This is a genomic window from Pseudomonas sp. Irchel s3h17 (assembly GCF_900187505.1).
GTDB lineage: Bacteria > Pseudomonadota > Gammaproteobacteria > Pseudomonadales > Pseudomonadaceae > Aquipseudomonas.
In genome coordinates, this window is sequence record NZ_FYDL01000004.1 from 133,359 (window position 1) to 153,450 (window position 20,092).

Sequence of the window (20,092 nt, forward strand, 5' to 3'; positions counted from 1 at the left end):
AACCGATGGATGCGGTGTGCCTGAGACAACGGGCTGGACGCTTTCAGGGGCGCTTCGCACCCCAGCGGGAGCAAGCTCCCTCGCCACAGGGAAACCCGATTGCCCGCTCCAGGCCTGGACTACCTGGCCAAACCGGTGAAACCGGCGGCGCTGCGCGCCCTGTTGAGCCGGCATTTGCCGTTGTAGTCGACACACCGAGGAAAGGACAGATAACCCGTGGCGAGGGAGCTTGCTCCCGCTCGGTTGCGCAGCAACCGTAAAACCGATGGATGCGGTGTGCCTGAGACAACGGGCTGGACGCTTTCAGGGGCGCTTCGCACCCCAGCGGGAGCAAGCTCCCTCGCCACAGGGAAAGCCGATTGCCCGCTCCAGGCCTGGACTACCTGGCCAAACCGGTGAAGCCGGCGGCGCTGCGCGCCTTGTTGAGTCGGCATTTGCCGTTGTAGTCGACACACCGAGGAAAGGACAGATAACCCGTGGCGAGGGAGCTTGCTCCCGCTCGGTTGCGCAGCAACCGTACAACCGATGGATGCGGTGTGCCTGAGACAACGGGCTGGATGCATTTAGCGGCACTTCGCGCCCCAGCGGGAGCAAGCTCCCTCGCCACAGGGAACCCCGATTGCCCGCTCCAGGCCTGGACTACCTGGCCAAACCGGTGAAACCGGCGGCGCTGCGCGCCTTGTTGAGCCGGCATTTGCCGTTGTAGTCGACACACCGTGGAAGGGACAGCCAACCCGTGGCGAGGGAGCTTGCTCCCGCTCGGTTGCGCAGCAACCGTAAAACCGATGGATGCGGTGTGTCTGAGACAGCGGGCTGGACGCTTTCAGGGGCGCTTCGCACCCCAGCGGGAGCAAGCTCCCTCGCCACAAGGAAACCCGATTACTCGGGCAATTCGGCCAGGCCATCTACATCGGTCATCGCCCGCTCCAGCAATTCCGCTGGCAGGCTCTTGCTGGCCCGGGCGCCCAGCAGCTTGAGCTGCTCGCTACGGCTGACCAGGTTGCCACGGCCGTCGGTCAGCTTGTTGCGCGCGGCACTGTAGGCTTTATCCAGTTGCTGCAAGCGATTGCCGACCTCGTCCAGATCTTGAATAAACAGTACAAACTTGTCGTACAGCCACCCAGCACGCTCGGCGATTTCCCGCGCGTTCTGGCTCTGCCGCTCCTGCTTCCACAGGCTGTCGATGACGCGCAAGGTGGCCAGCAACGTGGTTGGACTGACAATCACGATGTGTCGATCGAAAGCTTCCTGGAACAGGTTCGGCTCGGCCTGCAAGGCTGCCGAAAAGGCGGCCTCGATGGGCACGAAGAGCAACACGAAATCGAGGCTGTGCAGACCGTCCAGACGCTTGTAGTCCTTGTCGGACAGACCTTTGACGTGGTTGCGCAACGACTGCACGTGCTGTTTGAGTGCGGCCTGGCCCACCGCCGTGTCGTCGGCGGCGACATACTGTTGATAGGCCGTGAGGCTGACCTTGGAGTCGACCACCACCTGCTTGTCGCCGGGCAGGTAAATCAGCACGTCCGGCTGGAAGCGCTCGCCATCCGGCCCCTTGAGGCTGACTTGCGTCTGGTACTCACGGCCCTTCTCGAGACCTGCGTGCTCCAGCACCCGCTCAAGAATCAGCTCGCCCCAGTTACCCTGGGTTTTCTGGCCCTTGAGCGCGCGCGTCAGGTTGGTCGCCTCATCGCTCAACCGCAGGTTCAATTGCTGCAAGCGCTCCAGCTCCTTGGCCAGCGAAAAACGCTCGCGGGCTTCGGCCTGATAGCTTTCCTCGACGCGCTTTTCAAAGGATTGAATGCGTTCTTTCAACGGATCGAGCAACTGCCCCAGGCGCTGCTGGCTGGTTTCGGCAAAGCGCTGCTCGCGCTCATCGAAGATTTTCCCGGCCAGTTCGGCAAACTGCGCGCGCAACTCATCCCGTGAGCCCTGCAGGTCGTTCAGGCGCTGTTGATGGCTTTCCTGCTGCTCGCGCAACTCGGCATGGAGTGAGGCGGCCTGGGCGTCCAGGCGTCGCAATTCGGTTTCCTTGCTGCTGCGCTCAAGGTTCCAGGCATGGGCCGCGTCACGGGCATTGTCACGCTCGATCTGCAACAGCTCGACCTCACGGCGCACGGCAGCCAGGTCGGCTTGCTTGGCGGCGTTGGCCTGCCCCAGGTCACTGATCTCGTCGCGGCTGGCATCGAGCTGTGCATTAAGGCCGTCCTGCGCCATCTGCGCAGTGCTCAGGCGTTCTTGCAGCAGTGAAAACCCGGACTGTGCCACACCCAGGCGTCGTTGCAGCTGCCACGCCAATACCAGCAATGGCAATGCAGCGCCCGCCAGCCCCAGCAACACACTGGTCAAGTCCACAGCCATGACGACTCCCGCCGAAGAATTAAAGCCCGAAGGTTAACCAAGCCATCGAGGCTTGGACAGCTCAGTCTTCGATCTGGCCCAATTCGCGCTGGGCACGCCGGTCCCCGGCCCGAGCGGCCTGGCGCAGCAGGTCCTGGCCTATGCGGCGGTCCCGGGCATTGCCGCACTCGCGGCACATCAACTGGCCCAGGCGACTTTGCGCTGCCACCACACCTTCACGGGCCGGCGCCTTGAGCAAGTGGCCGGCAAGATGCTTGACGCTCGGGTTTTCCCCCAGGCGCGGACTGTCGAGCAACCATTCGGCCACACGCATCGTAAAGCGCTTGGGCGGGGTAACACTTGAGGGTACGTCGGTAACAGAGGTTGATACTGAGCGAAACTTCATAAAGCACTGTGGGGCAGATCGGAAGGCGCGCAACTTTACTCCTTTTTTCGTACAGGTAAAGCCGAAAAAAACCCTGCACGCCCGTCCTAGAGCAAGCGCTCGGGACAATCCACAGAAGCTGTGGATAACTCAGTGGACAACCCTCCTCGAACTCGCCAGAAGCCTTGTGGAATGGGGCCTGCGTTCAAACTGACGCTTTTTTCACCAGTAAAAAAAAGCGATGTTTTTCATTGACTTAAACTTTCACTACAGGCACCCACTGTGCTTGAGGGTGAAATGACAGAGTGGTGACAGCCTGCGCAACTAATGTGCACAAGTCCCGATGAGGCGGTTATATCGGCGCACTTTTTTCGTGCGGATGACTGCCAACCCGTAACACCCGGAGGGACTGTCCGCAGTCCAGCACTCACTTGAAGCCGTTACCTCCCCGCATTTGTTGTCACAATTGTGTGCTGCCCTGCCATGGCGCCGATTGACCGTCGGCTACCGAAGACCCCAGGACCTGTAACCAAATGTTTTTTGCCTAGCACACTTCCATTCCCCAATTCAATCCGTTAGTATCCCCGGCGTTAGTACCAAGCTGAAAGTCAATTCTGGTCGAACGACACCCGCGGTATACCTTCCCTAAAGAGAAGCCTCTACCGACACCACGGGATCGACCACCTCGATGGTTTCCAGGTAATGCTTGCGGCAACACGGCCTTTGAATCGAATGCAAAGGGTGTTGCGAAGCTCACTTACTCTGACCGAACCAACCTGCAAATTGATCAGGATCTTCACCCCGGGCCCAGAACCTTTGCCCTTGATGTGTTGCCTGCCCTCCTAAGTACCTACCTGCCGGCCCAAGCGCGCAAAAATCATAGCGCTTCAACTGGCTGCTTTGTTCCAGTCGGGTTCTTCGTTCGATCAATGGTGATCGACGTTACTGGAACGTTTTAACGTTGCACGGTTCTTATCCGTGTCATTTGTAGGAACACCTAATAACTATGTCTACTCAAATCCACACTCAGGATGCCATTCGCACCCTAACCAACGCCTTCGCACCAATGAACTGCCTGATCATGGCCGCTCGCAAAGGCTGCTTCAGCTTCACCCTGGTCAACGAACACGGCATCGCTCGTCACAGCGAACGCCTGTACCCCGACCAGTACTCCAGCGCCGAGCCGCTGCAGGCCGTGATCGAGCGTACCCGTCAGGCACTGGTTGCCTGAAGCGCCAGAAAGGCTGAAAACCCTGAAAGCCCTGCTGAAAATGCGGGGCTTTTTATTGCCCGATGTTTCTCCAGCCGCGGTTCCGGCTTAAGCACCAACCGGTATAAGGTTTATAACTGGAAGCCGTAAATATTTTAAAAACAGTCCTTTACAGCGCGAAATTGACACTAGACTTCAACTCAAGCGGCCTGATCCGCTTCCGGCGAGCCTGAGTCGACCCACTGCTGCCAAGCCCACCCATTCAGGTATCGCCGCCCATTCCACACTTCGAGGGTTTTATGGGTATCGCCGCCAGCGAACTGTGCCGCTTTGTGATCCGCCCCACATTGATTTATCTGGGGCGCCACAGCACGACAGCTGAAGCCTTGCTACTGGGGGTCGCAGCCAGTCAATCCGCCCTGGGTTCCGCCCTGCATGACCGCCGTGGACACGGCCTGTACCGGATTGCCGAGCTTCGCCACCAGGCACTCTGGGATCACTACCTGGCGCGGGACCCGGATCGCGCCAGCCTGGTGCGTGGCCTCGCCAGCCAGCACGCCTTTCTCAGCGGCCCGCACCTGGAACTGACCGTGAACCTGCGCTACGCCACCGCCATCGCCTGGTTACTGATAGAAGAACAAAACACCCCCCTCCCCGAAGCAGATGATCTGCTGGGTATGGCGCGAATCTGGCGCCAGACCTTCCAGCCTCAAGGACGCCTGCGCGATTTCACCTGCGCCTGGCAAGCCTGTGTATCACCCGTGAATCAGATCGCCTGCTGAGCAGCCAAAACTGCAAGATCGTAAAAAAAGCCGCGATTCTAGTCGGATTGTCCTACAAAACCGCTCTATCTCAAGGCATACAGCCTATGGCGCTGAAGCAAAAATGTTGGTAATTTCCGCCCCGGTGATCACCGGGAGTTCTAATAATGAAAAAAGTAATGCTCAAAACCACGCTTGGCCTCGCCGTTACAATGGCATCCACCCAGATCTTCGCAGCTGGCTTCGCCATCAACGAGCAAAGCATCAGTGGGATGGGTACTGGATTCGCCGGGCGTTCTTCTGTCGCAGATGATGCAAGCACCATTTTCGGTAACCCTGCCGGCATGTCGCGCCTCAAGCGCGAACAAGTCACCGGCGGTGTCGCCATGCTCGACGCTCACACCGATATCAACCATGCCACCTCCAACCCCAATGGCGGCACCAACCAAGGCGACATGGTTCCGTTCATCGCCGTGCCAATGGGCTACTACGTCAAGCCAATCGATGACCAATGGGCCGTCGGCGTCGGCATGTATGCCCCGTTTGGCCTGGTCACCGACTACGAGAACGGTTTTGCCGGCAAATACTTCGGCAGCAAGAGTGATGTAAAAGTCGTCACCCTGCAGCCAACCGTTTCCTACGCGTTCAACGACAAGGTCTCGATCGGTTTTGGTCCAACCATCAACCGTATCGAAGGGGTCCTGGAGTCCGACCTGTCGATTACCCAGGCTGCGCCTGACGGACACGTGCGCATCAAGGGCGACGACACCGCGCTGGGCTACAACATCGGTGTCCTGGCACAACTGACCGACAGCACCCGTGTCGGCCTGACCTACCACTCGAAAGTGAAGTACAAGCTCGAGGGCAACACCAAGATCAACTATGGCTTGCTGCCGCTGGCAGGCCAGAGCAAGGACCAGAAGTACGACGCGTCCCTGGACCTGACCACCCCTGAATCGGTGGATTTCTCGGTGACTCACGAGCTGGACGACCAGTGGACCCTGTACGCAGGCAGCACCTGGACTCGCTGGAGCCGCCTGAAAGAAATCACCGTCGAGAACAAAGGCGTTCCAGGCGTACTGGGCGGACAATTCGGCGAAATCACCGAAGAACAGAACTGGCACGACACCTGGGCTCACGCCATCGGTGCTTCGTACCAGCTGAACAAGCAGTGGGTCCTGCGTACCGGTCTGTCGTTTGACCAGGCACCGACCAACAACGTGGATCGCTCCCCGCGTATCCCGACGGGCGATCGCAAGATCTTCAGCCTGGGCGCTGGCTGGAGCCCGACCGATGACCTGACCATCGACCTGGCCTACTCCTACCTCAAGGAAGAAGCGGTCAAGGTCAACAACAGCAACGACCTCGGCCAAAGCTACAACGCCAAGTATGAAAACTGGGCGAACGGTTTCGGTGTCGGCGCGACCTACCGCTTCTGATTCACGGCGAGCCTGAAGGGCTCGCTCGCTTGAATCGCAAAAAAGCCCCGCTCTCTGGCACAGAGGCGGGGCTTTTTAGTGGGCGCCGATCAGGGCCTGGAAGCCAGCGCCTGCTCCACGGCCCGGATGAACTCGGGGTTATCGGGCTTGGTCAGGCTGGAGAAGTTCCCGATCACCTTGCCCTGGCGATCGACCACGTACTTGTAGAAGTTCCACTTCGGCGAACTGCTTTGCTCGGCCAGTATCTTGAACAGATGCACGGCGTCGGGGCCACGGACTTTCTGCATCTCGGTCATGGTGAACGTCACACCGTAGTTCACGTAGCAGACCTTGGCCGTCTCGGCGCCGTCCCCGGACTCTTGCTTGAAGTCATTGGACGGAACGCCAAGCATCTCCAGCCCTTGCCCCTTGTAACGCTGGTACAGCGCCTCAAGGCCTTTGAACTGGGGGGCGAAACCACAGAAGCTGGCCGTGTTGACCACCACCAGCGGTTTACCCGCAAAGCGCTGGCACAGGTCGATGGAGTCCTTGGCATGCAACCGGGTCAACGACCCCGAATACAACGGCGGACACCCGGCCGCCAGTGCCGAACCTGCCACGGCCAGAACAAGAGCGGGAACAGCCAGCCAGCGCAGTGGCATATCGAGCATCCTCAAGAAATCGTCAGGGGGCGACGGTACTCGCCCTCCCCCGCCCGTAGCAAGGGACGATTCAGCAAGCCCCCAACCCCAACTGCATCATCGCCAATCCGCCCTGATGCCAGCCCCACCAGGCCAGCGCCAGCAGCAGCGCCCCACCCACCACCGCGGCGAGCCCGACGGCAATACGACTCATGCGGCACCCGCCTGGGCCTGCAGGCGGGCCACCGGACGCTCACGCACCGGCCAGTTCAGGGCGGCAGCGAACAGACTGAGAAGAATCGCCACTTGCCAGATCAAGTCATAGTTTCCTGTTCGGTCGTAGACCACCCCGCCCAACCAGCCGCCAAGGAATGAACCCAGCTGGTGAAAGAGGAAAACAATACCGCCCAGCATAGAGAGATTTCGGACCCCGAACAGCGTTGCGACCGTACCGTTGGTCAATGGCACGGTGGACAACCAGAGGAACCCCATGGCCATGCCGAACAGATAAGCACTGGTCTGCGTGACCGGCATCCACAGGAACAGGCCAATCACCACCGCACGCATCAGGTACAGCGCGGTCAGCAAACGCGGCTTGGACATGCGCCCGCCGAGCCAGCCCGCGGTGTAGGTACCAAAGATGTTGAACAGGCCAATCAGTGCCAGCACCGTGGTGCCGACGCTGGCAGGCAGGTGTTGGTCCACCAGATACGCCGGCAAGTGCACGCCGATGAACACCACCTGGAAACCACAGACGAAAAAGCCGAACGCCAGCAACCAGAAGCCTGAGTGCGAACAGGCTTCGCGCAGGGCCTCGGACAGTGTCTGCTCATGCCCCAGTACCGGCAGCGGTGCATCCTTGAGCATGCTGACCAGCGGCACGATCAGTGCCACCAGCATGCCCAGCACCAGCAGTGCCGTCGACCAGCCCAGCCAACCGATCAACCCCAGCGTGCCTGGCAACATGGCGAACTGGCCGAAGGAACCGGCGGCACTGGCAATGCCCATGGCCATACTGCGCTTTTCCGGTGGCACGGCACGGCCGACCACGCCCAGGATCACTGAGAACGAGGTGCCGGAAAGGCCGAGGCCGATCAACAGGCCGGCACTCAACGACAGTGTCCAGGCAGAGTCGGACAGGCCCATGAACACCAGGCCCACGGCGTACAACACGCCACCGACCCACACCACTTTCGCCGCGCCGAAGCGGTCCGCCAACGCGCCAGTGAAGGGTTGTGCCAGCCCCCAGATCAGGTTCTGCAAGGCGATGGCGAACGCAAACACTTCGCGCCCCCAGCCGAACTGGGCGCTCATCGGCGGCAGGAACAGGCCAAAGCCATGCCGTACACCGAGTGACAACGCCAGAATCAGCGCACTCCCGAGCAAAACCCAACCACTGGTACGCCACATCGATGTCATTGTTATTCTCCAATTACGGGCATATACCCGTTTAAAATCGAAAAAACCCGCTTCATGCGAGTTCATCCAGCAAGGCCAGCAAGGTGGCGCGCTTCTCGGCGCCCAGGCGATCGATCAGCCGTTGCTGGGCAGCTTCCCAGGCCGGCAAAGCCGCTGCCAGGCGTTCGCGCCCCGTGTCAGTCAGTTGCACGATGCGATTACGCTGGTCTTCTCCCTCAACCATGCGCACCAGCCCCTCGCCTTCCAGCACCCGCAGGTTGCGCCCCAGCGTGCTGCGGTCCAGCCCCATGGCTTCAGCCAGGGCGGAAATACTCGGCTGATCCAGGCGCTGTAAATTGCACAGCAAGGAGTACTGCGCAACATTGATCCCGAAGCCGTCGAGGGCGCCGTCGTAAAACCTGCTGACGCCTCGAGCGGCGCGACGCAGGTTGGTGCATAAACATTGAGAAGCTAGCATGGTGCGTGTATATACCCGTGAATCAGTGAACGCAAGCGCAATGATCGCACGAGCGCAGGCAGATACGTGGGCAAAATGCTCTTCAGGCCAGCGCCAACCCGACCAGCACCGCCACTTCCAGCAACTCCAGCACGGCACCGGCAGTATCGCCGGTCGTCCCGCCCAGGCGTCGCAACACCACCTGACGCAAGCCGAAAAACACTGGAACCGCCAACACCAGGGCAAACACACCGCTCCAACCGCCGATCAGCACGCAAGCCACGGCACTGAGCACCATGACCTGCACACCACGCTGGCGCGGCAGATGATCGGCCAGTGCCTGGCCCAGGCCACCGGCACGCACATACGGGGTCGTGAGGAACAGCCCCAGCAACGCACTGCGGCCGATCAACGGCGCGAGGATCAGACCGATCGTGGCGTGCTGCTCGATCAGTGCCAGCAACGCAGCCAACTTGAGCAACAGCACCAGCACCAGCGTGACCACCGCGATCGGGCCACTGCGCGGGTCCTTCATGATGGTCAGGGTACGTTCGCGATCGCCAAAACCGCCCAGCCAGGCGTCGGCGCTGTCGGCCAGGCCATCCAGGTGCAAGCCACCGCTGAGCAGCACCCAGGCGCTCAAGAGAATCACCGCGTGCAGCAACGTCGGCGTACCGAGCAACAGCCCGTTCAACGCCCACAGCAACACGCCGAACAGCAGCCCCACCAGCGGATAAAACAGCAAGGAGCGCCCCAGCTCCTGGGGGGATGGCATGCCCGGCAGACGAACCGGCAAGCTGCTCAGAAACTGCAGGGCAATCCAGAACGGCAACATGTTCAGCCCTCTTCCCCAAGCACCCCGTCCGCCTCGACGCGCAATGAGAACATCGCACCATGGCCGACTTCGACGTTGAGCAGTTGCTCACGCGGCAAGCCCCGCGCCCGCGCCAGCAATAAACGCATGACCCCGCCGTGACTGATCAGCAACACACGCTGGCCGGCATAGGCCTGATGCAAGCGCTCGACCGCCGCCAGCACCCGCGCCGAAAACGCCGTAACCGGCTCGCCCTCAGGCGGCGTGAAGCTATAAGGGTCGGCCCAGAACCGCCCCAAGGCCTCCGCATCGGTCTCCATCAACGCCGCCGCGCTACATCCTTCCCAGGCACCGAAGTGCAACTCTTGCAGGTCCTTGTCCAGCATCACCGGCAACTGCAACTGCTCACCCAGCGCCTGGGCAAAATGTGCGCAACGCTGCAGCGGCGAACTGACCAAGCGATCCCACGGCCCTCGATCGATCACCGCCGCCCGCATCTGCTCCCAGCCGCTGGCGGTCAGTGCGTCGTCCAGGCTGCCACGCAAGCCGCCGCCGAGCTCGGTCTCACCGTGGCGCAGCAGATCCAGATGCAAGGTCATGCCGGACGATCAGCCACCGCCGCCTCCGCGAAGGTTGCCATTTGCCCGTGCAGGTCGCACGCCAGCCGCAACAAGGGCACCGCCAGTGCCGCCCCACTGCCTTCGCCCAGGCGCAGACCGAGGTCGAGCAACGGCTCGGCGTTCAAGGACTCCAGCACATGACGGTGGCCCGGCTCTGCCCCGCGATGGCCGAACAGCAGCCACTGGCGGCAAGCCGGGTTGAGACGCACCGCGACCAGAGCGGCAACGCTGCAAATGAAACCATCCACCAACACCGCCAGCCCTTCCTGGGCACAGGCCAGATAAGCGCCGACCAACGCCGCGATCTCAAAACCACCGAGGTTGAACAGGGTCTGCAACGGGTCACCCCGCTCAGCGGCATGCAATACCAGGGCACGCTCGATAACCTGAGCTTTGTGGCTCACGCCCGCGGCGTTCAAACCGGTGCCCGGCCCGGTGAGGTGCGCCACCGGACACTCGAGCAAGGCACAGGCGAGCGCACTGGCCGCCGTGGTATTGCCGATGCCCATCTCGCCACCGATAAACAGCTCCGAGCCTTCGGCGATGGCCCGCAACACGCTGTCGCGGCCGGCCTGCAAAGCTTGCTCACCCTGGCTCCGCGTCATGGCCGGGCCCTGGGCAAAGTTCGCAGTGCCCGGCCCGATGTGCAGATGGCGCACGCCCGGCAGACTCAATGACGGCGTCACGGTGCCCAGGTCGATCACTTCCAGCCGCGCTTGCAGCTGCCGCGCCAGGACGCTGATGGCAGCACCACCCGTGACAAAGTTATGCAGCATTTGCCCGGTGACTTCCTGCGGGAACGCCGAAACGCCCTCCGCGACCACCCCATGGTCGCCGGCAAAGATGGCGATCCATAGCTGATTCACGCTCGGCTTGACCCGCCCTTGCAGGCCCGCCAGTTGCACGGCAAGCGCCTCCAGTTGCCCGAGGGAGCCGGCCGGCTTGGTCAGCTGCTGCTGCCGGGCCGCCGCTTGCGCATGAGCCTGGGCGTTAATCGGCTTGCACGGGTTCAGCCACCAGAAATCGCTCATAACGCGGTACCTTTCAGAGTCAGGGGCAGGCCGGCGACGGTCAGTACGACACGCTGACAGCGCTCAGCCAAGGCTTGATGCAACCAACCGGCTTCATCGACATAACGGCGAGTCAGCTCGCCCAGCGGCACGACCCCCATGCCGGTCTCGTTGCTGACCAGCACAATCTCACCCGGCAATGAGGCCAGGCAATCGAGCAGGGCTTCACGTTCTTGCGCCAGGCGCTCGGGGCTGTCGAGCATCAGCAGGTTGGTCAGCCACAGGGTCAGGCAATCGACCAACAGGCAACGCTCGGCACGGGCGGTTTCGCGCAGCACCCGGGCCAGCTCAAGGGGCTCTTCAATCAGCGCCCATTCAGGTGGGCGACGTTCGCGATGATGGGCCACGCGGGCACTCATTTCACCGTCCAGCGGCTGGCTGGTGGCGATGTACGTGACCGCCAGGCCGCTGTCGAAGGCAAGTTTTTCGGCCAGGCGGCTTTTGCCGGAACGGGCACCGCCGAGGATCAGTTGCAGCATGGTGGTATCCCTTGAAATTGGCGCCGTGGAGCGTTCAGTCTTTGCAGGCAAGCCCGCTCCCACAGGCACGCGGCGATCCCATGAGGGAGCAGGCTTGCCCGCGAAATAGGCGGTGCTGCCCCCCTACAAGCCACAGAGTTCACGCAGCAAGCCAGTGTCCAGGTGCGTCTCCACCAGGTCGGCCAGGCGCTCGATATCGCGCTCACGCAAGCCGTGGTAGTCGACCTCCTGCACCGCCTGCAGACCGGCCCAGCGCAACAACGCGCTGCACGCCGCCGGGGACTCGAACAGACCGTGCAGGTAAGTACCGAGCACCTGGCCATCGGCGCTCTGCGCACCGTCGCTACGACCATCGTCCAGCCGTACCGCCGCCTGCTCCAGGGCAAGGCCAGTGGTCACCCCGGCATGAATTTCATAGCCGCTGACGTCGGCGTTTTCCAGCACCAGGCGACCGCGCACATTACGCAGCTGCTTTTCTGCCTCAAGCACGGTCTCGAACGCCAGCAAGCCCAGGCCAGCACTGGAACCCGCCGCCCCTTCCAGCCCCAGCGGGTCGTGCAACTGCTCACCCAGCATTTGCAGGCCGCCGCAGATACCCAGCACCTTGCCGCCGTAGCGCAGGTGACGGGCAATGGCGGCGTCCCAGCCATTGGCACGCAGGTAGGCCAAATCACTTCGCACGCTTTTGGAACCCGGCAAAATGATCAGGTCGGCCGGCGGAATCGGTTGGCCAGGGCCGACAAACCGCAGATCAACCTGAGGGTGCAGGCGCAGCGGGTCGAAATCGGTGTGGTTGCTGATACGCGGCAGCACCGGCACCACCACCTTGAGCACTTGCTCGGCTTTGTCGGCCTGACGCTGGTCGATACCGTCTTCGGCCTCCAGGTGCAGGTCCATGACATAGGGCAGCACACCGATCACCGGCTTGCCGGTGCGGGCTTCGAGCCAGTCCAGCCCCGGCTGCAACAAGGCGAGGTCGCCACGGAAACGGTTGATGATGAAACCCTTGATCCGCGCCTGCTCGGTGGCAGACAGCAACTCCAGCGTGCCGACCAGATGGGCGAAGACCCCGCCGCGATTGATGTCGGCAATCAATACCACCGGGCAATCCACCGCTTCGGCAAAGCCCATGTTGGCGATGTCGCCGGCCCGCAGGTTGATCTCCGCCGGCGAGCCAGCCCCTTCCACCATCACCACCGGGTAGGTCGCGCTCAGCCGTTCGTGAGACGCGAGCACCGCCTGCATCGCGATGACTTTGTAATCGTGATAGGCGACCGCATTCATGCTGGTCACGGCACGACCGTGGATGATCACTTGCGCACCGGTGTCACTGTTGGGCTTGAGCAACACCGGGTTCATGTCGGTGTGCGGCTCAAGGCGGGCGGCCTGGGCCTGCACCGCTTGCGCACGGCCGATTTCACCGCCGTCGGCGGTGACCGCACTGTTGAGCGCCATGTTCTGCGGTTTGAATGGCACCACGGCGACACCCTGGCGCGTCAGCCAGCGGCACAGCGCGGTGACCAGGGTACTTTTCCCGGCATCGGAGGTGGTGCCTTGCACCATCAGCGTGGTCATGGGGCTTCCTTGGTGTAGGCGGCGAAGGCGTGTTCGAGGCGCAGCCAATCGGCCTCATCGGCCGGCAAGCCAAAACGCAGGCTGCTGTTGTGGGTGAACAGGCGCAGCAGAATGCCTTGCCGGGCCATGAATTCGTACAGGTGCTCGGCGTGATCGGTGATCAACCACTGAAACAGCGCGCAGCCGCCCTGGGGTTTGAAGCCATGGCACTCAAGGACCTGCGCCAGGCGCTGGCTCGCGTGCTCGCTGCGCTCACGCTGAAGGGCATGCCCCTGGATATCGCGTAAACAGACTTGCGCCAGGACCCGCGTCGGCCCGTTGACCGTCCAGGGACCGACCTGTTCGGCGAGCAGCTTGAGCAACTTGCGCTCGGCCAACACAAAGCCCAACCGCACCCCGGCCAGGCCGAAAAACTTGCCGAACGAACGCAATACGATCAGGCCGACCTGATCGGCAAACGCCGCCAGGCTCAACTGCGGAGTGTTGTCCATGAACGCTTCATCCACCACCAGCCAGCCACCACGCTGCGCCAGGCGCGCATGCCATTCGAGCAGGCGTTCCGGGGTCAGGCTCAGGCCGGTGGGATTGTTCGGATTGACCACCACCAGCACGTCGAGGCTGTCGAGGAAAAAATCGACTTCCTGCTCCACCACCTCACGCACGATGTAACCGTTGCGGCGCCAGGCTTCGGCGTGCTCGGCATAACACGGCGACAGCACGCCGACCTTGCCGGCACGACGCAGGCGCGGCAGTAACTGGATGGCGGCCTGGGAACCGGCGACAGGCAGCACATGGCTCGCACCGTAGTACTCCCGAGCGGCCTGCTCCAGGCCGTCTTCGGTTTCCGGCAAGCGCGCCCAGGCGCGTAACGGAATCTGTGGGATAGCCCAGGGCCAGGGTGCCAGACCACTGGAGAGGTCAAGCCAATCGGCTTCGGCAATGCCGTAGTGCAAGGCCGCCTTGCGCAGGCGGCCACCGTGTTCAAGCATAAAACTCGGCCCCCACACAGAGAATCAGCAGCCACAACCATACCCCGCGCTGGACCAATTGCCAGCCGCGGTCAATCGAGTCGGCGTCTGCCGGCACACCCTCGCCCAATTGCGGACGCTGATGCAGCTCACCGTGATAGATCGCCGCCCCGCCCAGTTCGACCCCCAGTGCCCCGGCACCTGCGGCCATCACCGGCCCGGCGTTAGGGCTGTCCCACGTGGGCCCCTGAGTGCGCCAGCATTTGAGCGCCAGACGTGTCTTGCCCAGCAGCGCATAGGTCAGGGCCACCAGCCGCGCCGGAACATAGTTGAGCAGATCGTCGATTTTCGCCGCCGCCCAACCAAAGCGTTCGAAGCGCTCGTTGCGATAGCCCCACATGGCATCGAGCGTGTTGCTCAGGCGATAAAGCACCACCCCCGGCGCGCCGGCCACGGCAAACCAGAAGAGCGCGGCAAACACCGCATCGCTGCCGTTCTCCAGCACCGACTCGGTGGCCGCCCGGGCCACCGCGGTCTCATCCAGTTCGCTGGTCTGGCGACTGACCAGATAACCGACGCGGGTGCGGGCTTCCTCCAGGTCATGGCTGCGCAGGGCCTGGGCCACCGGCTCGACATGCTCGCCGAGGCTGCGCAGGCCCAGCGCGCAATACAGCGCGAGAATCTCGACGATCCAGCCCAGATAAGGCAACCAGGAAAACGCGGTGACCACCAAGGTCAGCGGCAACACCGCAATCACCCACGCGGTGACCCCATGACTGCGCCAACCACGGCCGCCCGCATTGAAACGTTGTTCGATGCGATCGGCAAAACGGCCGAACGCCACCAGCGGATGCCAGCGCCTGGGCTCGCCCAGCAGCGCATCCAGCGCTACCCCGGCGACACTCAGCAAGGCCACACTCATTGACTCTCTCCCCAGACATTTTCGTACAACAATTCACTCAGCGGGCGCGGTTGCGCCCAGCCTTCGAGCACCAGCATCGGCGCCGGATAGAATGCCTCGACCGGCCCCAGGCACAACACCGCCAGCGGCTTGGCCCCGGGCGGCAAGCCCAGCAGGTCAGCCAGGGCCTGGGGCTCGAACAGCGACACCCAGCCCATGCCCAGGCCTTCGGCACGCGACGCCAGCCAAAGGTTTTGAATCGCACAGGACAGCGACGCCATGTCCATTTCCGGCAAGGTGCGCCGACCAAAGATGTGCCGCTCGCGATCATCCATCAGCGCGGCGACCAGCACCTCGGCGCAATCGTTGATGCCTTCGACCTTGAGCGTCATGAATTCATCGGAGCGTTCTCCCAGCGCCTCGGCGGTGCGCACCCGCTCCTCTTCCACCAGGTGCTGGATCTTGCCGCGCAATGCCCGGTCGCTGATGCGGATAAACCGCCAGGGCTGCATCAGGCCGACGCTCGGCGCCTGGTGCGCCGCTTCGAGCAGGCGCCGCAGCAGTGCCGGTTCGACGGTGCCACCGCTGAAATGACGCATGTCGCGACGCTCGGCGATGGCGCGATACACCGCATCGCGCTCGGCCGGACTGAAGGCGTTGTCAGTCATGGTTTCTTCACAGTCTCAAGGTCAGGCGCAAACAGCGCGGCAATCGCCGACGGATTGGACGGGAAATAAAAGTGCACGTATGAAGCGGTCATTCTTCCGACACGGTACACCGCCTCCGCGCCTCGTCCGCCATTGGGGCTCAGGCCACGGGCAATCGGCTCGAGCTCGGTACGGGTCAACGAGTGGTGGTAGGTGTGGCCACGCAGCGAGCCCTCGGGCAGGTCGACCGCCTGCAACGCCAAGGCCGCCAAGCGCTTTTGCATCACCGCCTCACCGGCCAGCAAGCCCACCAGCGCCGCCCGCGTGCCTTCGACATCGGTCAGCGAGTCGAGCAAATACAGCATGCCGCCGCATTCGGCGAGCAACGGTTTACCGGCACCATGGTGAGCGCGGATGGCGTCGAGCATCGAGGTGTTTTCAGCCAGGGCGACGTGGTGCAACTCCGGGTAACCACCCGGCAGATACAAACTGTCAGCCTCCGGTAACTCGCGGTCGCGGATCGGCGAAAAGAAGCGCAACTCGGCCCCCATCGCCCGCAACAGGTCCAGGCTCGCACCGTAGGTAAAGGCGAAGGCTTCATCGCGCGCCACGGCGATACGCACACCCGCCAGCAATGGCTCGGCCGTGATCACATCGGGCGCGGCAAACTCGACGGCCGGGGGCAATGCCACTTCGCAACTGCTGGCCAGGGCCTCGGCAGCGGCGTCGAGGCGCAGGTCCAGGTCGTTCAGCTCACTGGCTTGCACCAGCCCCAGGTGACGGCTCGGCAACTCGATACCGGTTTCCCGGGACAAGGCGCCGTACCAGCGCAGGCCTTCGGTCAGGCTGCCTTCGAGCAACTGCGCGTGACGCAAGGTGCCGACCCGGTTGGCCAGCACCCCGGCGAACGGCAGGTCCGGCTGATAACGCGCCAGGCCCAGGGCCAGCGCACCGAACGTCTGCGCCATGGCGGTACCGTCGATCACCCCCAGCACCGGAACGCCAAAGTGCCGTGCCAGATCAGCGCTGGACGGCGTGCCGTCGAACAACCCCATGACCCCTTCGATCAGGATCAGGTCGGCCTCAGCGGCCGCTTCCCACAACAGCCGGCGACTTTCCTGCTCGCCGACCATCCACATGTCCAGTTGGTACACCGGCGCACCGCTGGCGCGCTCGAGAATCATCGGATCAAGAAAGTCCGGGCCGCATTTGAATACCCGGACCTTGCGCCCCTGATTACGATGCAAGCGGGCCAGCGCCGCGGTGACGGTGGTCTTGCCTTGCCCGGAGGCCGGCGCGGCAATCAGCACCGCTGGGCAGTATCGACAGCTATTCATATGAAAAGGCTCACAGCTCGACACCCTTCTGCGCCTTGATCCCGGCCTGGAACGCATGCTTGATCATGCCCATTTCGGTGACGGTGTCCGCCAGCTCGATCATTTCCGGCTTGGCGGCACGACCGGTAACGACCACGTGCTGCCTCGGCGGGCGCGCCTGTAAGTCGCTGAGCACCTGATCCAGATCGAGGTAACCGTGCTTGAGGGCAATGTTCAGTTCATCGAGCACCACCAGGCCGATGGCCGGATCATTCAGCAACTGACGGGATACCGCCCAGGCAGCTTCGGCGGCCGCGATATCGCGCTGCCGATCCTGGGTCTCCCAGGTAAACCCTTCGCCCATGACATGGAAGCGCACTTGCTCCGGGAAGCGCCGGAAGAACAACTCCTCGCCCGTGCTGTTACGCCCCTTGATGAACTGCACCACGCCGCACTGCATACCGTGGCCCATGGCCCGGGCCAGCATGCCGAACGCCGAACTGCTTTTGCCTTTGCCGTTACCGGTCAGTACCAACAGCAGGCCGCACTCGTTCGGGGAGTTGGCAATGCGTTCATCGATCACCGCTTTCTTGCGCAGCATGCGCGCCAGATGGCGTTCGTCACGATCAGGGGAATCAGTCATGGGGGAGCTCTCCGTTGAGGCTGGATAACGGCGGGCAGGCATGGATACAGACGGCAGGAAGCCTGGCATCGCCCACCGTGATGCCGCTGGATGGATCAGGCCGGTCTCCGGGCTCATGAGCGGCTGGTTTGGCCGGACCGCGCGCCTTCCCATGTCGAACGTCGACACAGTGGCTCAAGGCGCGATCTTCACTCATTTACCGTTGCGGGGGCAGCGCCGGGATCGTTGCCCGCTCTGTCGAAGAGCGCGCCCTCACCGGCTTCCCTGTTTCACTCGATCGACCAGAGGGTCACCGAGCACCTGAAACAAGTCGCGAAGGTTAGAGGGTTGGGGGTGGAGCGTCAATTAATGCCGGGCTCATGCCGCGACAGAAACAGACCCCGATCAATAAACCGACGCCCTTGTTGTGCCAGACTTAAAGCAGTGATATCAAATAGCCACAACCTGACACCACAATAAAAAGGGCGAGCACCATGCAAGGCATGATCATCAGTAACCCGAAACTGGAATTTCTACGCCCGGTACTGGAGCGCTGGTTTGACTGTATCGATCGCTACAACGCCGTGCGCGGCGATAACGAAAGCCCCTACTGGTTTGATGAACGCGCCAACCTGGGCCTGCTTTCAGCGGCGGCCTGGATGGCGGAGATGGTCACCCTGGAACACGCGCCCAGCAGAAAGCAGATCGAGGAAGGCGAGCGTAATGGCCGCGCCGACCTGCTCATCGCCAACCAGGAACAACGCGCCTACCTTCAAGCCACACAACGCTGGCCACGGGTCAACCAGTTGAACATCACCCAGGCGCTGCTGGACATTGCCAGCGAAGCCAAGACCATCGCCTATGCCAACGAGCTGAAGATCGGCTGCCTGTTCGTCGCCCCGCAAAAACTCCAGCACAGCGCCACACCGGAAGAACTCCAGGACATGGTCGACGACCTGCAAAAGGAACATTGCTGCGCCGTGGCCTGGTACTTTCCCTACGCTTATCGCAAATTGCGCAACGAAGCCGGCTACTATCATCCGGGTATCGCCGTGCTGCTCAAGGAGGCCCGTAGCTGAGATTGAACCTCAAGGCGATCCGGCTCCTCTGGACTGAAGGGATGCACTCGTGGAGAAGCCCGCATGTTCAAGCCCCGATTCGCCCTGGTTATCACCCTTGCCGCAGGCCTGGCCGCCTGCGGGGAAACCTCCAGCCTGCAGGTGTCGGACGGCATAGGTCCTTCACCCACACTGCCGGAACCGGACAAGACCCTGATCCCCACCGTGAACATCGCCCCCGCCGTGGGCTGGCCTGACGGCACCAAGCCGATTGCCGCGCCCGGCACCCAGGTGGTGGCATTCGCCGAAGGGCTCGAACACCCACGCTGGCTGTATGTGCTGCCCAATGGCGATGTGCTGGTGGCCGAAACCAACGCTCCGCCCAAGCCTGATGACGGCACAGGCGTGGTCGGCTGGATCACCGAAAAAATCATGGCGCGCGCCGGTGCCGGCGTGCCCAGCCCGAACCGCATCACCCTGCTGCGCGACGCCGACCACGACGGCCACGCCGAAACCCGCACCCCGTTCATTGAACACCTCAACTCGCCCTTTGGCATGGCCCTGGTCGGCAACGATCTGTACGTCGCGGATACGGATCGGCTGTTGCGCTTCAACTATGCAGGCGGCGCCACTTCGATCACCTCCGCCCCCATGAAGGTGATCGACCTGCCCGGCGGCACACTGAACCATCACTGGACCAAAAACCTCATCGCCAGCCAGGACGGCAGCAAGCTGTACGTGACCGTCGGCTCGAACAGCAACATCGCGGAAAATGGCCTGGAGCAGGAAACAGGTCGCGCGGCGATCTGGGAAGTTGATCGCGCCACCGGCAACCAGCGGATTTTCGCCTCGGGCCTGCGCAACCCCAACGGCATGGGCTGGGAGCCGCGCAGCGGAAAACTCTGGACTGCCGTCAATGAACGGGACGAGCTCGGCAACGACCTGGTGCCGGACTACATCACCTCGGTCGAGGACGGGGGCTTCTATGGCTGGCCGTTCAGCTATTACGGCCAACACGTCGATGCCCGGGTCACGCCACAAGACCCGGACCTGGTCGCCAAGGCCATTGCCCCGGACTACGCCGTCGGCTCACACACCGCCCCGCTGGGCCTGGCATTCACACAAGGAAGCAAACTGCCGCCGCCCTTCACCGAAGGCGCCTTTATCGGCCTGCACGGCTCGTGGAACCGCAAACCCCACAGCGGCTACAAAGTGATCTTCGTGCCGTTCCGCGCAGGCAAACCGGTCGGGCAGCCTGTCGATGTGCTGAGCGGTTTTCTCGACCAGGACGAACAGGCCATGGGCCGGCCGGTGGGCGTGGTGATCGACCGGCAAGGAAATCTGCTGGTGGCCGATGATGTGGGGAACACGATCTGGCGGGTGTCAGCCCTTCAATGAGCGACTACCAGCGGACG

21 protein-coding genes, 2 pseudogenes and 1 riboswitch are annotated in these 20,092 nt (G+C 62.6%); of the genes and pseudogenes, 7 read left to right on the forward strand and 16 right to left on the reverse strand.

Annotation, left to right across the window (positions count from 1 at the left end; genetic code table 11):
- Nucleotides 1-105: 105 nt before the first annotated feature.
- Nucleotides 106-186 (forward strand): annotated as a pseudogene (locus CKW25_RS27340) (hypothetical protein); the annotation flags it as partial.
- 439 nt (nucleotides 187-625) lie between these two features.
- Nucleotides 626-706 (forward strand): annotated as a pseudogene (locus CKW25_RS27345) (hypothetical protein); the annotation flags it as partial.
- 173 nt (nucleotides 707-879) lie between these two features.
- Here CKW25_RS27345 and rmuC read toward each other — a convergent pair.
- Complete coding sequence (gene rmuC, locus CKW25_RS06640; protein WP_172736444.1) at nucleotides 880-2,244, reverse strand: DNA recombination protein RmuC; 1,365 nt, start codon at nucleotides 2,242-2,244, stop codon at nucleotides 880-882.
- A gap of 175 nt (nucleotides 2,245-2,419) precedes the next feature.
- Entirely contained in the window at nucleotides 2,420-2,743 is a 324-nt protein-coding gene (locus CKW25_RS06645) for a sel1 repeat family protein (protein WP_095078388.1), read from the reverse strand.
- A 985-nt stretch (nucleotides 2,744-3,728) separates the two neighbouring features.
- On the opposite strand from CKW25_RS06645, the gene CKW25_RS06655 reads away from it, so the two are divergent.
- The 3 genes from CKW25_RS06655 to CKW25_RS06665 all read left to right on the forward strand — a co-directional run bounded on the left by CKW25_RS06655 (nucleotide 3,729) and on the right by CKW25_RS06665 (nucleotide 6,132).
- A complete protein-coding gene (locus CKW25_RS06655; RefSeq protein WP_007898912.1) occupies nucleotides 3,729-3,953 on the forward strand; it encodes a hypothetical protein in 225 nt (74 codons plus the stop codon).
- A 278-nt stretch (nucleotides 3,954-4,231) separates the two neighbouring features.
- Nucleotides 4,232-4,714 carry a hypothetical protein gene (locus tag CKW25_RS06660; RefSeq protein ID WP_095078389.1) on the forward strand — a complete coding sequence of 161 codons (483 nt, stop codon included), beginning with the start codon at nucleotides 4,232-4,234 and terminating at the stop codon, nucleotides 4,712-4,714.
- A gap of 146 nt (nucleotides 4,715-4,860) precedes the next feature.
- On the forward strand, nucleotides 4,861-6,132 hold the full coding sequence (locus CKW25_RS06665) for an OmpP1/FadL family transporter (protein WP_095078390.1): 1,272 nt from the start codon (nucleotides 4,861-4,863) through the stop codon (nucleotides 6,130-6,132).
- Between the two features lie 89 nt (nucleotides 6,133-6,221).
- Here CKW25_RS06665 and CKW25_RS06670 read toward each other — a convergent pair whose 3' ends face one another.
- The 14 genes from CKW25_RS06670 to cobO form a co-directional block, all read right to left on the reverse strand.
- On the reverse strand, nucleotides 6,222-6,773 hold the full coding sequence (locus tag CKW25_RS06670) for a glutathione peroxidase (protein ID WP_095078391.1): 552 nt from the start codon (nucleotides 6,771-6,773) through the stop codon (nucleotides 6,222-6,224).
- Between the two features lie 70 nt (nucleotides 6,774-6,843).
- Entirely contained in the window at nucleotides 6,844-6,966 is a 123-nt protein-coding gene (locus tag CKW25_RS26960; RefSeq protein WP_256577939.1) for a hypothetical protein, read from the reverse strand.
- Nucleotides 6,963-8,171 carry an MFS transporter gene (locus tag CKW25_RS06675; protein ID WP_095078392.1) on the reverse strand — a complete coding sequence of 403 codons (1,209 nt, stop codon included), beginning with the start codon at nucleotides 8,169-8,171 and terminating at the stop codon, nucleotides 6,963-6,965. Before CKW25_RS06675 ends, CKW25_RS26960 begins: the two co-directional genes overlap by 4 nt.
- A gap of 52 nt (nucleotides 8,172-8,223) precedes the next feature.
- A complete protein-coding gene (locus CKW25_RS06680; protein ID WP_095078393.1) occupies nucleotides 8,224-8,628 on the reverse strand; it encodes a MarR family winged helix-turn-helix transcriptional regulator in 405 nt (134 codons plus the stop codon).
- Between the two features lie 82 nt (nucleotides 8,629-8,710).
- A complete protein-coding gene (locus CKW25_RS06685) occupies nucleotides 8,711-9,442 on the reverse strand; it encodes an adenosylcobinamide-GDP ribazoletransferase (protein ID WP_095078394.1) in 732 nt (243 codons plus the stop codon).
- Between the two features lie 2 nt (nucleotides 9,443-9,444).
- Nucleotides 9,445-10,020, reverse strand: coding sequence for an alpha-ribazole phosphatase family protein (gene cobC, locus CKW25_RS06690; protein ID WP_095078395.1), 576 nt, complete (start codon nucleotides 10,018-10,020; stop codon nucleotides 9,445-9,447).
- Nucleotides 10,017-11,072: a nicotinate-nucleotide--dimethylbenzimidazole phosphoribosyltransferase gene (gene cobT / locus CKW25_RS06695; protein ID WP_095078396.1), complete on the reverse strand. Its 1,056-nt coding sequence runs from the start codon at nucleotides 11,070-11,072 to the stop codon at nucleotides 10,017-10,019. The genes cobC and cobT overlap by 4 nt, the downstream gene beginning before the upstream one ends.
- Complete coding sequence (gene cobU, locus CKW25_RS06700) at nucleotides 11,069-11,590, reverse strand: bifunctional adenosylcobinamide kinase/adenosylcobinamide-phosphate guanylyltransferase (RefSeq protein ID WP_095078397.1); 522 nt, start codon at nucleotides 11,588-11,590, stop codon at nucleotides 11,069-11,071. The genes cobT and cobU overlap by 4 nt, the downstream gene beginning before the upstream one ends.
- Before the next feature lie 123 nt (nucleotides 11,591-11,713).
- Nucleotides 11,714-13,165: a cobyric acid synthase gene (locus tag CKW25_RS06705; RefSeq protein WP_095078398.1), complete on the reverse strand. Its 1,452-nt coding sequence runs from the start codon at nucleotides 13,163-13,165 to the stop codon at nucleotides 11,714-11,716.
- Nucleotides 13,162-14,154: a threonine-phosphate decarboxylase CobD gene (gene cobD, locus CKW25_RS06710; RefSeq protein ID WP_095078399.1), complete on the reverse strand. Its 993-nt coding sequence runs from the start codon at nucleotides 14,152-14,154 to the stop codon at nucleotides 13,162-13,164. Before cobD ends, CKW25_RS06705 begins: the two co-directional genes overlap by 4 nt.
- Nucleotides 14,147-15,055 (reverse strand): adenosylcobinamide-phosphate synthase CbiB, encoded by a 909-nt coding sequence (cbiB, locus tag CKW25_RS06715; RefSeq protein WP_095078400.1) that lies wholly within the window; start codon nucleotides 15,053-15,055, stop codon nucleotides 14,147-14,149. Before cbiB ends, cobD begins: the two co-directional genes overlap by 8 nt.
- Nucleotides 15,052-15,702 (reverse strand): 5,6-dimethylbenzimidazole synthase, encoded by a 651-nt coding sequence (gene bluB / locus CKW25_RS06720; protein ID WP_095078401.1) that lies wholly within the window; start codon nucleotides 15,700-15,702, stop codon nucleotides 15,052-15,054. The genes cbiB and bluB overlap by 4 nt, the downstream gene beginning before the upstream one ends.
- Complete coding sequence (locus tag CKW25_RS06725) at nucleotides 15,699-17,018, reverse strand: cobyrinate a,c-diamide synthase (protein ID WP_095078402.1); 1,320 nt, start codon at nucleotides 17,016-17,018, stop codon at nucleotides 15,699-15,701. Before CKW25_RS06725 ends, bluB begins: the two co-directional genes overlap by 4 nt.
- Nucleotides 17,019-17,028: 10 nt before the next feature.
- Nucleotides 17,029-17,640, reverse strand: a complete 612-nt coding sequence (cobO, locus tag CKW25_RS06730; RefSeq protein WP_095078403.1) for a cob(I)yrinic acid a,c-diamide adenosyltransferase — start codon at nucleotides 17,638-17,640, stop codon at nucleotides 17,029-17,031.
- 80 nt (nucleotides 17,641-17,720) lie between these two features.
- A riboswitch (cobalamin riboswitch) is annotated at nucleotides 17,721-17,959 on the reverse strand.
- Nucleotides 17,960-18,113: 154 nt separating this feature from the next.
- On the opposite strand from cobO, the gene CKW25_RS06735 reads away from it, so the two are divergent.
- Together CKW25_RS06735 and CKW25_RS06740 are read left to right on the forward strand one after the other, a co-directional pair.
- Nucleotides 18,114-18,698, forward strand: coding sequence for a hypothetical protein (locus tag CKW25_RS06735; RefSeq protein WP_095078404.1), 585 nt, complete (start codon nucleotides 18,114-18,116; stop codon nucleotides 18,696-18,698).
- A 63-nt stretch (nucleotides 18,699-18,761) separates the two neighbouring features.
- On the forward strand, nucleotides 18,762-20,075 hold the full coding sequence (locus tag CKW25_RS06740) for a sorbosone dehydrogenase family protein (RefSeq protein ID WP_095078405.1): 1,314 nt from the start codon (nucleotides 18,762-18,764) through the stop codon (nucleotides 20,073-20,075).
- Nucleotides 20,076-20,092: the final 17 nt, after the last annotated feature.

Coding starts and splice junctions, on each gene's coding strand:
- cbiB (WP_095078400.1), bottom strand. CDS start 15,055: ATGAGTGTGGCCTTGCTGAGTGTCGCCGGGGTAGCGCTGGATGCGCTG.
- CKW25_RS06655 (WP_007898912.1), top strand. CDS start 3,729: ATGTCTACTCAAATCCACACTCAGGATGCCATTCGCACCCTAACCAAC.
- CKW25_RS06735 (WP_095078404.1), top strand. CDS start 18,114: ATGCAAGGCATGATCATCAGTAACCCGAAACTGGAATTTCTACGCCCG.
- CKW25_RS06740 (WP_095078405.1), top strand. CDS start 18,762: ATGTTCAAGCCCCGATTCGCCCTGGTTATCACCCTTGCCGCAGGCCTG.
- cobT (WP_095078396.1), bottom strand. CDS start 11,072: ATGAGCGATTTCTGGTGGCTGAACCCGTGCAAGCCGATTAACGCCCAG.
- CKW25_RS06670 (WP_095078391.1), bottom strand. CDS start 6,773: ATGCCACTGCGCTGGCTGGCTGTTCCCGCTCTTGTTCTGGCCGTGGCA.
- CKW25_RS06705 (WP_095078398.1), bottom strand. CDS start 13,165: ATGACCACGCTGATGGTGCAAGGCACCACCTCCGATGCCGGGAAAAGT.
- cobD (WP_095078399.1), bottom strand. CDS start 14,154: ATGCTTGAACACGGTGGCCGCCTGCGCAAGGCGGCCTTGCACTACGGC.
- CKW25_RS06665 (WP_095078390.1), top strand. CDS start 4,861: ATGAAAAAAGTAATGCTCAAAACCACGCTTGGCCTCGCCGTTACAATG.
- CKW25_RS06680 (WP_095078393.1), bottom strand. CDS start 8,628: ATGCTAGCTTCTCAATGTTTATGCACCAACCTGCGTCGCGCCGCTCGA.
- cobU (WP_095078397.1), bottom strand. CDS start 11,590: ATGCTGCAACTGATCCTCGGCGGTGCCCGTTCCGGCAAAAGCCGCCTG.
- CKW25_RS06685 (WP_095078394.1), bottom strand. CDS start 9,442: ATGTTGCCGTTCTGGATTGCCCTGCAGTTTCTGAGCAGCTTGCCGGTT.
- CKW25_RS06675 (WP_095078392.1), bottom strand. CDS start 8,171: ATGACATCGATGTGGCGTACCAGTGGTTGGGTTTTGCTCGGGAGTGCG.
- CKW25_RS06660 (WP_095078389.1), top strand. CDS start 4,232: ATGGGTATCGCCGCCAGCGAACTGTGCCGCTTTGTGATCCGCCCCACA.
- CKW25_RS06645 (WP_095078388.1), bottom strand. CDS start 2,743: ATGAAGTTTCGCTCAGTATCAACCTCTGTTACCGACGTACCCTCAAGT.
- CKW25_RS06725 (WP_095078402.1), bottom strand. CDS start 17,018: ATGAATAGCTGTCGATACTGCCCAGCGGTGCTGATTGCCGCGCCGGCC.
- cobO (WP_095078403.1), bottom strand. CDS start 17,640: ATGACTGATTCCCCTGATCGTGACGAACGCCATCTGGCGCGCATGCTG.
- cobC (WP_095078395.1), bottom strand. CDS start 10,020: ATGACCTTGCATCTGGATCTGCTGCGCCACGGTGAGACCGAGCTCGGC.
- bluB (WP_095078401.1), bottom strand. CDS start 15,702: ATGACTGACAACGCCTTCAGTCCGGCCGAGCGCGATGCGGTGTATCGC.
- CKW25_RS26960 (WP_256577939.1), bottom strand. CDS start 6,966: ATGAGTCGTATTGCCGTCGGGCTCGCCGCGGTGGTGGGTGGGGCGCTG.